Consider the following 12,405-nt stretch of genomic DNA (forward strand, 5'->3'; position numbering starts at 1 on the left):
CGACGTCGCGAACCTCAGGTTCTTGCTTTCTACGACTACTCTCGCGAAACTAGTCGCGTGTCGTCAATACGCATCTTCATCCTCAGCGCGTTGTCGGAACGCGGCCCCATGCACGGGCACCACCTACGCCTCCTGTCCGAGGAGGAGCATCTCGACCTGTGGACCGACATCACCACCGGCGGGCTCTACGGCGCGATCAAGCGCCTCGACGCCGAGGGACTGATCGAGGAGATGCGCACGGAGAAGATGGGCTCCTACCCGACGCGCAAGGTCTGGCGGATCACCGAAGCCGGCTCTCAGGCCCTGTCGTCGCTCAAGATCAACGGCCTGCGTGAAATCGTTCGCAGGCCCGACCCGTTCGACCTCGCCATCACCCGGCTCGACCCGGACCGGCTCGATGACCTGGAGACCGTCATCGCGGCCCGCCTCGCCTCGCTGGAGGCGATGCTCACCGACTACGAGGCGCACATGCGCACGGTCGCACGCTACCTGTCCCTGGCGGAATCCCTCGCCATGCGCCACCACGTCGTACGGCTGCAGGCGGAGATCACCTGGCACCAGGAGCTCGCGGCGCAGCTGCCTCAGTTGATCCTCGACGAGAAGACCCGGAGGTCCTCGCATGACCCAGCAACGTGAAGCCCCGGTGACCACCCGTTCCGCCTGGCTGGCGCTGGCCGTCCTGCTGGCGGGCGCCTTCATGGCGTTATTGGACAGCACCATCGTCAACGTCGCCATTCCGACGATCTACACCAGTCTCAAAGCGTCGGAGGCCACGCTGTCCTGGGTGCTGTCCGGATACATGCTCGCGTACGGCCTGGCACTGGTCCCGGCGGGCCGCCTCGGCGACCGGTACGGCCACAAGCCGGTCTTCATCACCGGGCTGATCCTGTTCACGCTCACCAGCGTGGCCTGCGCGCTCGCCCAGAACGACCTGCAGCTCAACCTCGCGCGGGTCGCCCAGGGCCTCTCGGCCGGCATCTTCTACACCTCCATCACCGCCTTCATCCACCTGATGTTCCCCGGCAGTCTCCGCGGCAAGGCCCTGGCGATCATGGGCGCGGTCATCGGCGTCTCCAGCGCCATAGGCCCGCTCGCGGGCGGCCTGATCATCGAGGCGTTCGGCACGGAGAACGGCTGGCGCTACATCTTCGGCGTCAACCTGCCGATCGGCATCATCGCCGTCGTCGCGGCGTTCCGGCTGCTCCCGACCACCGGCAGGACCGCGGCGGACGACCGCGCCGACTGGGCCGGCCTCGTGATCCTCACCGCCGCGCTGCTCGCCCTGCTCGTCCCACTCGTCGAGGGCCACAGCCAGGGCTGGCCGCTGTGGGTCTACCTCGTCTCGGTGCTCAGCGTTCCGATGCTCGGCGGGTTCGCCCTGTGGGAGCGCCGGGTGGCCAGGCGCGGCGGAAACCCCCTGGTCCCGCCGCACCTGTTCACCAGCCCCGCCTTCACCGGCGGCGTCGTGCTGGCCCTGGTCTACTTCGCCGCGTTCACCAGCATCTTCTTCACCATCTCGCTGCTGTGGCAGGCCGGGCTGGACGCGTCGGCCCTCGAATCGGGCCTGCTGCTGATGACCTTCGCGATCGGCACCATCATCGGGGCCGCGCAGAGCGACCAGCTCGCCGCTCGCTTCGGCCGTACCGTGCTCATCATCGGCCTCGCTCTCGTGACACTGAGCATGAGCGCCATCCTGATCATCCTGGCCGTGGTCTCGCCTGGCAGCCTGCGGGGTTGGACGCTCGTCGCGCCGCTCCTCATCGGCGGCGTCGGCAGCGGGCTGTTCATCCCGCCCAACATGGACTTCATCGTCGCGACCGTCTCACGTGGGGACGCCGGGGCCGCGAGCGGGGTCATCGGGACCATGCAGCGGGTCGGCAGCGCCATCGGCATCGCCGTGACCGGGCGGCTCCTTTTCGACACGCTCGACTTCACCACCGGGGATTCCCCTGACGTGGTCTTCGCCCGAAGCGCGACGTACGCCATGGGCGCCAGTGTCCTGTTCGCGCTCGTCGCCCTGGCACTCGTCTTCGCCCTGCCCAAGCACAGCGACGGCGCGCCGGATTCCGTTACGGGAAAGGAGCCCCACCATGCTGCGTAACCGCATCTTCGCCTGGCATCTGGAATTGCAGGACGTTCACCACCGTCTGGAGAAGGCGCTGGAGGAGGCTCGGAAGGCGATCCGTGAGGGCAACCGCGCCTCTGCGCTCAAGCCTGAGCTGCGCGAGTTCTGCTACACGTTCTGCTCGGCGTTGGGGAGTCATCATCGGAGCGAGGATGCCGAGTTCTTTCCGGCCCTGCTCGAACAGATGCCGGAGCTGAAGCCGATCGTCGCCCGGCTCACAGCCGAGCATGAGGTGCTCTCGCAGCTCCTGGCCGACTTCCAGCAGGCGCTGAACTCCCCCGAGTCGTCACCGCAGGAGCTCTTCCGGCGGATCAACGAGATCAAGGGGGCCATGAAGGCGCACTTCGGCTTCGAGGAGGGGTCGCTGAACCGTGCGCTGCGCGTCCTCGATGCTCCGGAGAGCGACAAGCAGCGGATGTTCGGCGACGTCTGACGCCTGGCCGGCGAGCGACGAAGCCCGAATGCCTCGGGGATCGGGAATGCGCTGAAAGCACTCCGGCAAGCCGTGGACACGCACTCGGACGACGTGGCTCAGGCCGTATGAACGCAGGAGGGCAAGTGGCGTGACCGCCTACCAGTCAGTGAGGTCGACCAGGCGGACGCAGTAAGGATCGGGCTCGCCGTAGCGGTAGGCCTCGGTGATGAGGGATGGAAGCGCGGCCAAGAGAGCCGTAAGGGCTCCTGACGGGCGCGTGTCCACCGCGATGACGCCTTTCGGGACTTGGCTGGAAGCCAGATAGAGCCGGAGTTCATCTGCGGCGCGGAAGAGGAATCCGAGCAGGAGCGGATCAAGCCGTTCTTCTCTCCAGGGCCACACGAGGGTGCGCAGGATCGTGTGGACGTTGTCCTCGGGCGTGGGTGCGGAGGGAACGACGGAACCGGGATCCACGGTGATGAGGGGGATTCCCATCAGGTCTCTGACGCGGCTGCTGGGGTCGAGGCCGGCGCCTGTGCAGATCGTGCGGAGGATCCCGGCGATGTCCATGCCGGTCAGGTGGTGTTCGTCGACGTGGAGGGGGATGTCATAGCCGACCATCTGGTCTGGTTCGTCAACTGATCCGCTCGGGGGGCCGAGAACCACGCACACCGATGGTGCGGATGCCGGTGCCGGAAGAATTCCGCGGATGTACACGGAGCCGGTGAGGGGCGTCTGCGCGTGGTGGAGCAGCAGGGCGACGATGCCGGCCTGCTGCTCTGTGATGTCGTCGTCCAACACTTTTGTCTCCAGTCCGACTGCGGGCATCCGGCCCTTGCAGTAGGCGGTGATCACGATGCTGAGAGGTATTCGTCCTGGTCAAGCCGCGGTTGTCGAAGTGTGCTCGCCCCGGGATTCCCTGGCCGTCCCTGACCGTCCAGGAGCGTTGTTCGCAAGTTCTACGCTCCTGCCCGCGTAGCTCGGTGGCATCGGAGCCGGAGCGTAGGACCGCCGAGGCCGACTTGCCTAGCCGATGTCCACCACCCGTGCCCATGGGGGCGGCGTGTCCGGCACATAGCCGGGATCGCTCTCGTACGACCGCTTGGTCCGGGAGAACAGCCCCACCACCATGCGGGACGCCGGCCGTTCCTGCGGCCAGGGGGTCTGTCCGTCGGTCAGGACCACGATGGCGTCCGGCCGCGGGCTCGCCCGCAGCGCCTTGGCGATGCCCGCACGCAGATCCGTGCCGCCGCCGCCCACCAGCGTCATCCCCTCGGCCCGGCACAGCGGTTGCGCGACCCGGGCCGCCGCGTCGCAGGACAGAACGCTGACCAGGTCGCGCCGGCCGCCCACGGCGCGGACGATCGCGGCGACCTCCAGCAACGCGCTCCCCAGTTCTGCGTCGCTGACCGACCCCGAGGTGTCGATGACCACGCTGATCCGCGGCGGCCTGCGCCGCAGACTCGGCAGGATGACGCCGGGCAGGGCGGCCGTGCGCCGCGGCGGGCGACCGTAGGTGTAGTCCTCACCCACGCCGGGTCCTGACACCGCCGAGCGGATGGCTGTGCCGAGCAGTTCCCGCCACGGCTGCGGCGGGTGGAATGCCTCCTCTGCCCACCGACGCCATCCCTTCGGCACGTTCCCCGGATGGGCGTTGATGCCCTGCGCCACCCGGAACCGGACCGCCTCCCGCTCGTGGTCGCTGAGCCCGTTCGCGCCCTCCGGCCCGAGATCCCACTCCCGCTCAAGTCCGTCGGCGCCGCTGCCGCAGTCCAGCCAGACCAGACCCTGTGTGTACGGCCCGAGCCGGAACTGGCGCAGGTAGTCCTCCATGAGCTCGCCTTCCTGCAGCCCCAGAATCTTCGGCTGGATGGCGCCATCGGGCCAGGCCAGCCCGTCACCGTACACGTCGTCGTTGATCTCGAAGTCAGCGGCGATGTTCATCCGCAGCCGCTCTCCCCGTCCCGTCAGCTCTCGCTCCCGGGCGACCCGGTCGCTGCGGCCGTGATGGTCGCGCAGCAGGTGGGAGACCTCGTGCACCCACGCGCTCGCCAGCTCCTCAACGGGGGTCCGCGCGACGAACGCCGGTGAGACGTAACACCGCCAATGCCGATCCACGGCCATCGTGGGCACGAACCGCGACTCCACCGGGTGCAGCGCGAACAGCGCCGTCGCCAGATAGGGCCGGGCCCGCGCGGCGTACAACCGGGCGGTGAAGAGCTTCTCGAGGTCCATCAGCCCGCCACCCGCGCCGCGACCTCATCCGCCTTCCTGCTCAAGGAGACCACCCCGGCGAGCTTCTCGATCGAGGCCGGGACCTCCCAGTCCGCGCGGCGCAGCGCGGCGAGCGTGGAGGCGGGCACGACCACCAGGTCCGGGGCGCCGGTCTCCAGCGCTCGCACCAGCAGCGCCCATGCCGCGTCCCACCGGCCCTTCTCCGGCCGCTTCCGCACGGCCGCCACCACACCGTCAAGTACGGCCTGGCGCAGGTCACCCCGCTGAGGCAGTTCGGCCGTCGCCGGGTCGGCCAGCAGCGCCTCGGGGTCGGGGAGGTCCATCCGATCCATGGCGGCAAGCAGCTCCAGCCCAGGCCCGTCTCCCACCGTGCCCCTGACCAGCATGGACAGCACGTCCTTGGACGCGTCGGCCGCGGTGGCGAAGGCGGTCAGAGACAACGCCATCTCCCAGCTGCGAGGCGAGGGCCAGGGGCCGCCCCGATGCGCCTCGTTGTTCGGCAGCCGGTGCACGAGATCGGGGCGGGCGGTGAGGAGCCCGCACACCGCACGCCGGGCGAACGTCACCGCCCCGGACAACCGCTCCGGGTCGAGCCACGGCAGGCTCGCGCGCGGCCAGGTCCCGCCGAGCCCCCGTACGACGACATCGTGATCGTGACGCCATTGCAGGTGGACGAACCGGTTCGCGAGCGGCGGGCTCAGCTCCCAGCCGTCAGCGGCGGAGGAACGCGGGTTGGCGGCCGCCACGATCCGGACACCTGCCGGGAGCCGCAGGGCCCCGACCCGCCGTTCCAGAACCAGGCGGAGCAGGGCGGCCTGTACGGCGGGCGGTGCCGTGGACAGCTCGTCCAGGAAGAGCAGCCCCCGGCCCGTGCGAGCCAGACGTACGGCCCAATCCGGCGGCGCCATCGGGACGCCCTGCACGGCGGGGTCGTCACCGACCACCGGCAGGCCGGAGAAGTCGGACGGCTCGTGCACGCTGGCGATCACCGTCGTGAGCGGCAGGTCGAGCGCCTCGGCGAGTTGCTGCAGCGCCGCGGTCTTGCCGATCCCCGGCTCCCCCCACAGCAGGACGGGCAGGTCGGCCGCCACCGCCAGGGTCAGGGCCTCCAATTGCGTGTCGGTACGCGGCTCTGTGGCGGTGTCACGGAGCAGGGACAGCAGATCGTCGGCGACTTCAAGGCGCGAGACATGAACAGACGAAAGCATGATGAATCACCTTTGAGGTCTAGGAAGCGTCAGCGGAATGTGGCGTGGCGCGGGCGTGCCCGGCCCTTACGGGAGCGGCGGTCCGGTCGCTCGGCCGGTCCAGGCTCCGACCCGAGCCCGGCGCGGAACAGCCCGTGGTCGATCCGCCGCCGCGCCGCCTTCTCCAGCACGTCGCGTAGCGTGCCCTCGGGCAGCTGCGCGCCAGGTCCGAGGAGACCATCGACGGTGGCCTGAGCACCGGCGGCGTCGCCGTGCTCCAGCCGCGCGCGGACGTCGAGGAGGCACTCCGGGGAGCGGTGGGCCTCCTCGATCAGTTGCAAACAGGGCAACGGGGTGCCGGTCAACTCGGCCAGCAGTTTCTCGCGCCGGATCTCGCTCGCGTCGTGGTCCAGGGCGACCAGCACGCCGTTCACAAGCGCGATCCGGTGCTGGGCGCCGCGGCATTCGACCATTCGCGGCCCGTTCCCGCTCTGGTGGCCGTGTGGCCCGGCGTCCGGCGAATGGCCGGGTACGAGCGCCGCCGCGACGAGCGGGTGCAGCCTGTCGGCCTCGATCAGCCCGGCACGCAGCAACGCCATGTCGGGCAGCACCCAGGTCGCTGCGTCAGGCAAGATCGGCGGCGCGGGTCCTTCGTTGCCGACCCGGGACCCGTCCACATCGAGGATCACCTGACGCCGCCCGCAGACCCGGACTGCGACCGTACCCCCGACCTGCCCTTCGGCAGAGAGCAGCAACCGGGCCTCGGCCGGCCACCGATCGACGGCCCAGCCCCGCGCGTGCGGTGCCGTTTCGGAACGTGCACGCAGCTCACCGGCCCGGCGCGCATCCCACAAGTGGCGATGCAGGTCGAGACGGAAACGTCGATTCGGATGGGGGTGCGGATGCGGTCCGGACCGGGAACCGTCCCAGAGCGCCAGGCTGATCCGCTGACCGGCATCCGCCCAGGCCGGTGGGGTCCTGGCCACGAGGTGAACCGGGTTGTCCCTCTCGTGGTACCGGGCCAGCGAGAGGGTCAGGCCCGGACGTATCAGGCCGTTGGGGGCGATCCTCGGCATGTGCCAGCGCAGCAGGTCAGGTGCCAGGTGGCGGAGGTCGGTTCGGAGGTGGGTGGCCAGTTCCCGGCCGTGGAGGCGCGCTATGTGGCGCAGGTTGAGATCGACGTCCACGTGTGCTGCTGCGCACGCTGCTGCCCAGTCTCCGGCGGTACGGCGGGCGGTCGCGGACTCGATCATGAGGGGCGGCACGGCGAACTCGCGCACGCGCAGCCAGAGAGTCAGGCGGGGATCCTCGTTCGGGGTCGAGTGCGGCATCAGCACTCACCTTGCGTGAACGGGGCCCCCAATCTGAGGTAGGAGGTATTCATCGTGATCAGCCTAGCGTCTTCCGGTCCGCGCGAGAAGAGCGGCTCCGGCAGGAGCGGTTCGGCGGCCCACAGCACCTTCGCCGACGGAGTGCCCCCACCGGAGGCATGCATTGATCGGACCGAGTACATCCTCTGACCTACGCCCTTGAACGGCCTCGTATCGCAACCCGAACCGCAACTCAGAACTTGGTCACCGACGGACGTCCTCGGGCGCTACGACGGCGGCGACAATCAGCCGTACCCCCGTGACAAGCCCCGCGGGGAGAAGCTTGCCTTCCTAGAGATGGCCGCCTCTGCCAGCCCTGACCCGAAAATACGAAAGCGGACGCAAGGACTATCCCCACCGCCTTCATCGAGGGTCATCACCACTCGGGATCAAAGGTCTGCACAGGATCGTTACAAGATATCTCTTATCTCGCCAACACCGCTCTCTTACTCTTTTCCCTGCTATATCCCCCAAGCAAGGACACTAATGAAGCTCTTCTTAGCAAGCCTCGCGGCAACGGCCGTGGCCGTGTGCGCGGTGGCCGCACCCGCTCAGGCGGCATCCGTCGCATCCGTGCAGGCCGCTCCAGCGAACAAGGTGAAAGCCTTGAAGGCCCAACTGATCCCGGGCAAAGGCGTAAAGATCACCGAATCAAGCGGCATCACGCTCGATTTCACCGCCGACGACCAGGCTATGCAGGTACAGGTGAACACGACCACGGTCGGCACCCTGGCTTTCGGCAAAGGCAACGTAGCGGCTGCCGACCTCCGTGTCCGCATGTCCTCACGCCAGACAGGGCCCGAACTTCCCTATCGGGTCATCGCTGAGGGCAGAAACGCCTACGTGACCAACGTCGGCATCGCCAAGGCGCTGCCTTCCGGTCGTTCCTGGATCCAGTCGAAGGCCAGCGGGCGCAAAAACGCCGTCCTCGACATGGGCGTCACTCCAGCGGAACTGCAGTTCATGCTGGACAACGCGTCAGAAGTAGCGACCGGCCAATATCAAGGCACCGCCACACTCGCTGAATTCCGGCACGACAAGTCCGCCGGGGAAGGCAAGGTCGAGTTCCACCTGTACTTCGATGCACACAACCTGCTCACCCGCGCGGTCGTCGACACGACGACCTACCCGGACGACGACACCACCGCCTACGACCAGATGGCCTTCCACACCGATACCAAGTATTCGGGCTGGGGCGCCAAGGTGAAGATCTCTGCACCGGCCGCCGGCAAGGTCATCAGCGAGAAGAAACTCAACGCGAAGACCCGCAAGGCCGTCATAAAGGCGGGCTATCCGGAGAGCGGCCCCTTCTGACCTGCGCCAAGAAGGAGCCGAGGTCGGCGGGCAAACCCGTGTACATCTTTCCCGCCTGAGCGGCGTCCCTTGCAGAGGGGCAGGGGAACTAATCAGGAGACACTGAGCCTTTTCATCCATGGCCGAGCCGGCCAAGAGCACGTTCCCGCGGATCCGGCGAAGGCCCATGAGACAGCTCGGAGCGCCGAGGACCGCGCCTCACCGCCTGCCTCAACGCGTGGCTCAACGCGGGTGTTCCGCCGAAGCAGGCCCGAGTCGGCAGGCAACGGCATGGAGGTTCTCCACAGGGCCTGCGAGAAATGCCTCATGGAGGTCAAGAAGAGATCGCCAAGCGGCGAATCAGCGAGGTCCTGGACTCCGGAGCGTGGGGCCGTCCTGGGGACGACCAGCCGGCATCGCCCGACTCCCGCCGCACGCCGAAACCTGAGCCACAAACGAAAAGCCCTGGTCATCACTGAGACGACCAGGGCTTCCTTACGTGCGGCCGAGAGAACCCGAGAGCCCAACTCCCCCACGTCCTCTTGCACGACCTCCGCCACCTCCACGCCACGCCCCTGCTCCTGGCCGGCGTCCTCGTACACGTCGTCGCGGCCCGCCTCGGCCAGGCCGAAGCGGCTATCACCCTGTGCGTCTACGCTCGCGTCATCCACGAGCAGGCCGCGACGGCGGCGGACGTCTTCGCCAGGGCCGTCAATGGCCGGCAGAGGCGGTCGCCGCATTTACGAGGTCGCGATATTGTCCTGACAAACAATGAAGCCCCTGAACCGGAAAAACCAGTTCAGAGGCTTCATCGTGCAGAGCCGACGAGGGGAATCGAACCCCTGACCTTCTGTTCACAAGGTCCCCAAACGATCTTCGTGGGTGTTCATAGGCGTCCTCCACCTCGTATGACGACATCCTCGCAGTTCCTCTCCGTTCACCGCAGTTCGAGATCGTCCGTTCGGGTGGCCCCAAAGCGGCTCCCATGCCATCAGCCTCGGAATTGCGCTCATCATCGGTCCTGGACCTCGGGTTACCTGGTCAGCGGCGATCTCGGGCCGATCGGGAGTAACCGTGGTTGCCCCTCCTCACCCGAGGTTAATGGCACGCTGATGGCACGGCGATCATGCCGTGACCCAGGTAGTACGCTCCTGGCATGCTCACCACGCGGTGGCCTGACGACTTCGACGACCACGCCTGGGAGGTCGAGGCCAAAGGCTGGTTTGAGGGCGTCATGGTGGAGTGGAACGGGCGCCGCATGCGATCCCGTACGGCTGGGTCAAGAGATCGCCGATACCTTCGCCCGAGGTGAGGCGTACTTCCGGGAGCCCAATCTGATCGTGGTCCAGGCCACTACTCGCGACCACATGCAGGCCGCTGTTGAGGGTCTGTCCGATGAGGACCTGGAGCAGTTGGTGGCCGAATGAGGGCTGTGGAAGGTGAGGCGCGGTGCGTGTTGAGCAGCTGGCGGCTGTGTGGATCCATAGCGACGGGCTGAACCCCGAGGAGATCACCGATCTTCTCGGGGTCCGCCACTCGTCCACCGGGCCGGGAGATGTGTGGATACTCGAACCTCCGGCCGCTGACGAGGCAGCATCGCTTGATGATCAGATCGCAGCTGTGATCAATCCCCTCCGCGTGGTGGCGGACAAACTCTCAGAACTGGCCGAGAAGGGAGCCGAGGTCGAATTGCTGCTCACCCGGAGCCTGCTGGGGCCCGGCGTGGGAACGCTGTGTTTCATGCTCGACAACCCCGTGATCAAGTTCTTGGCCGACGTGGGCGGATCAGTGTGGTTCGACGAGTACGACGAGACCACCGAAGAGAGCCCGATGCACACACCACCGCCCGCCTGATCACCCCGTCGCCGTCGACCCGCCAGCAGGGGTAGCGGGCCAGGGCCGACAGTGACGGGGGTGATCAGCCCCCTATTCTCAGCCACTTCTGAACCTGGACCAATACGCGGGCCTGGCGCCGTCGCCGATCATCGCCTGGGTGTCCTCGTCCTCCTGGCCCTCGTCTTCGGGCTGCGGCGCGGCGAAGCTCTGGGGCTCATGTGGAACGCCTTCGGCCTGGACGCTCGTACCCTCCGAGTCACCCACTCCGTCAAGCGTCTCAAGGACCGCAACCTGAGCGCCACCGCCAAGACTCACATCGTGATCGGCGAACTCAAGACCAGGCGCTCACGCCGCGTCCTCTGCCTGACGCCCGAACTGGTCGAGGCGGTCAAACGCCACAAGACCGCCCACAACCAGGAACCGCCTCAAGGCGGGGGCCATGCCGGCATCGCGATCACCAAGGACGTCCACGGACACCTGCTGGAGGGCGACCGGCGCGCCGCGACCGAAGCGATCTCCAGCGCTCTCCTGGAGAAGCAGACTCCGGTGACTCCCGAAGGCGCCGAAGACACCGGTTGAAGGTCGGAAAGCAGAAGGCCCCAGGGGCGGTGGGGAGGTCACGTTCGCGGGTCGCGATCGTCGACCAGGACGGTGCGGTGCAGGTCAACCGGAATTTACCCAACGAGGTCGGGACGGTGCTGCGGGCGATCGACGATTGACGTCCATGCGGTCGACGTATCGTGTCAGGCCGATGGTGCCAGGCGTTTCACGCCCGCTCTGGGGCACGTCATACGCCCGCGGCGTCCTCGGCCTCCCAGCGCAGCAGGTCGCCCGGCTGGCACTGGAGCACCTCGCAGAGCGCGGCGAGCGTCGTGAAGCGCACCGCCTTGGCGCGGCCGTTCTTGAGCACCGCCAGGTTGGCGGGCGTGATCCCAACGCGGTCCGCGAGCTCGCCCACGGACATCTTCCGCCTGGCCAGCATCACGTCGATGTCGACGGTGATCGGCATCAGATCACCTCGTCCAACTCGGCCTGCATCTGCGCCGCTTCGACGTCGCGCGCGACGGCCTGGGCGAGCAGCATCCGCAGCACGAGCACGATGAGCGCGACCCCCAGGATGGCCACGCCAATCCCGCCCATGATGACGGTGACCCCCGGGTCGGCCCGCTGGCCCGGCGCGTTGAGGACCGTGACCGCGAACCACAGGAGCGCAGCCGCCACGATTGCGCCGATCACGGCGTCCACGTACCGGAAGGCGGCGTGGGAGAACACGGTTCCGCGTCGCACCATAGTCACCAGCCGCCATACGCTGACCAGGGCGACCTGGCCCGACATCATGCCCAGAATCGTGATCACGCGCAGCGGGGTCAGCGCTAGCGACCCGTCCTCCGGGTCGCTCCCGCTGACCAACACCCACACCATCAATGCCTGTACGAACACGGTGCCGGCGAGCACCACCACGAGCACGGCGCGCAGCGCACGCACTGCCAGCTTTCCCATGCCCTCTCCTTCCATCGAATTGCGATGAGAATCTATCGAATGTCGATAGGTTGAGCAAGGGCTGGAGTGGAGGGTGGGCGGCGGTTCCTGTTCGCTGCGCTGGTCGCCAGCGCTTCTGCTGTTCAGGCCCGTTCATCTCAGCTCATGATCGTCCGTTCGAGTGGCTCCCAGGAAGCCTGGTGGATCACTTGCTTGCACAGACGCAAGCCGATCATGCTCGATCTGGGGAGACGCAGCTCACGGCGCTGATCGCGTTTCCCGTGACCCCTCGCTATTCCTCCTCGTCTCCCGCCCCATCAGGCGCTCGACGGGCACGACGGTAACCCTGCTGAGGATGCTGCTGTGTCTTAGAGCCTGCTGACGAAGGCTTAAGCGCTCAATGAGGTGCAGGCGTAGAGCGCTGGTCCGATCTTGTTGATGTGGCCCTGGTGGGACCACTGGGAG

The 12,405-nt window shown here is 67.5% G+C and carries 12 protein-coding genes; 6 read left to right on the top strand and 6 right to left on the bottom strand.

Features of this window, described 5'->3' with window-relative positions; translation table 11 throughout:
- Positions 1-57 precede the first annotated feature (57 nt).
- From ACIBQ1_RS19165 to ACIBQ1_RS19175, 3 genes are read left to right on the top strand one after another with little or no spacing between them, the layout of a single operon-like run.
- Positions 58-636 carry a PadR family transcriptional regulator gene (locus ACIBQ1_RS19165; RefSeq protein WP_397279082.1) on the top strand — a complete coding sequence of 193 codons (579 nt, stop codon included), beginning with the start codon at positions 58-60 and terminating at the stop codon, positions 634-636.
- On the top strand, positions 620-2,101 hold the full coding sequence (locus ACIBQ1_RS19170) for an MFS transporter (protein WP_397279084.1): 1,482 nt from the start codon (positions 620-622) through the stop codon (positions 2,099-2,101). Before ACIBQ1_RS19165 ends, ACIBQ1_RS19170 begins: the two co-directional genes overlap by 17 nt.
- On the top strand, positions 2,091-2,558 hold the full coding sequence (locus ACIBQ1_RS19175) for a hemerythrin domain-containing protein (RefSeq protein WP_397279086.1): 468 nt from the start codon (positions 2,091-2,093) through the stop codon (positions 2,556-2,558). The genes ACIBQ1_RS19170 and ACIBQ1_RS19175 overlap by 11 nt, the downstream gene beginning before the upstream one ends.
- A gap of 138 nt (positions 2,559-2,696) precedes the next feature.
- Here the strand turns inward: ACIBQ1_RS19175 and ACIBQ1_RS19180 are convergent, their stop codons facing one another.
- The 4 genes from ACIBQ1_RS19180 to ACIBQ1_RS19195 form a co-directional block, all read right to left on the bottom strand.
- The gene (locus tag ACIBQ1_RS19180) at positions 2,697-3,395 is read right to left on the bottom strand and encodes a hypothetical protein (RefSeq protein ID WP_397279088.1); all 699 of its coding nucleotides are present in this window, start codon (positions 3,393-3,395) and stop codon (positions 2,697-2,699) included.
- 171 nt (positions 3,396-3,566) lie between these two features.
- Positions 3,567-4,775, bottom strand: a complete 1,209-nt coding sequence (locus ACIBQ1_RS19185) for a VWA-like domain-containing protein (protein ID WP_397279090.1) — start codon at positions 4,773-4,775, stop codon at positions 3,567-3,569.
- Complete coding sequence (locus tag ACIBQ1_RS19190) at positions 4,775-5,983, bottom strand: AAA family ATPase (RefSeq protein ID WP_397279092.1); 1,209 nt, start codon at positions 5,981-5,983, stop codon at positions 4,775-4,777. The genes ACIBQ1_RS19185 and ACIBQ1_RS19190 overlap by 1 nt, the downstream gene beginning before the upstream one ends.
- 29 nt (positions 5,984-6,012) lie before the next feature.
- Entirely contained in the window at positions 6,013-7,293 is a 1,281-nt protein-coding gene (locus ACIBQ1_RS19195) for a hypothetical protein (RefSeq protein ID WP_397279094.1), read from the bottom strand.
- Positions 7,294-7,818: 525 nt separating this feature from the next.
- On the opposite strand from ACIBQ1_RS19195, the gene ACIBQ1_RS19200 reads away from it, so the two are divergent.
- The 3 genes from ACIBQ1_RS19200 to ACIBQ1_RS19210 all read left to right on the top strand — a co-directional run bounded on the left by ACIBQ1_RS19200 (position 7,819) and on the right by ACIBQ1_RS19210 (position 11,040).
- Positions 7,819-8,646: a hypothetical protein gene (locus tag ACIBQ1_RS19200; RefSeq protein ID WP_397279096.1), complete on the top strand. Its 828-nt coding sequence runs from the start codon at positions 7,819-7,821 to the stop codon at positions 8,644-8,646.
- 1,428 nt (positions 8,647-10,074) lie between these two features.
- Positions 10,075-10,479, top strand: coding sequence for a DUF4279 domain-containing protein (locus ACIBQ1_RS19205; RefSeq protein ID WP_397279098.1), 405 nt, complete (start codon positions 10,075-10,077; stop codon positions 10,477-10,479).
- A 51-nt stretch (positions 10,480-10,530) separates the two neighbouring features.
- Positions 10,531-11,040 (top strand): hypothetical protein, encoded by a 510-nt coding sequence (locus ACIBQ1_RS19210; RefSeq protein ID WP_397279100.1) that lies wholly within the window; start codon positions 10,531-10,533, stop codon positions 11,038-11,040.
- Positions 11,041-11,248: 208 nt separating this feature from the next.
- Here the strand turns inward: ACIBQ1_RS19210 and ACIBQ1_RS19215 are convergent, their stop codons facing one another.
- Positions 11,249-11,470, bottom strand: coding sequence for a helix-turn-helix transcriptional regulator (locus ACIBQ1_RS19215; RefSeq protein WP_350733295.1), 222 nt, complete (start codon positions 11,468-11,470; stop codon positions 11,249-11,251).
- Positions 11,470-11,961 (bottom strand): DUF2975 domain-containing protein, encoded by a 492-nt coding sequence (locus tag ACIBQ1_RS19220; protein WP_397279101.1) that lies wholly within the window; start codon positions 11,959-11,961, stop codon positions 11,470-11,472. Before ACIBQ1_RS19220 ends, ACIBQ1_RS19215 begins: the two co-directional genes overlap by 1 nt.
- Positions 11,962-12,405 lie beyond the last annotated feature (444 nt).

It is taken from the genome of Nonomuraea sp. NPDC050153, assembly GCF_044460125.1.
GTDB lineage: Bacteria > Actinomycetota > Actinomycetes > Streptosporangiales > Streptosporangiaceae > Nonomuraea.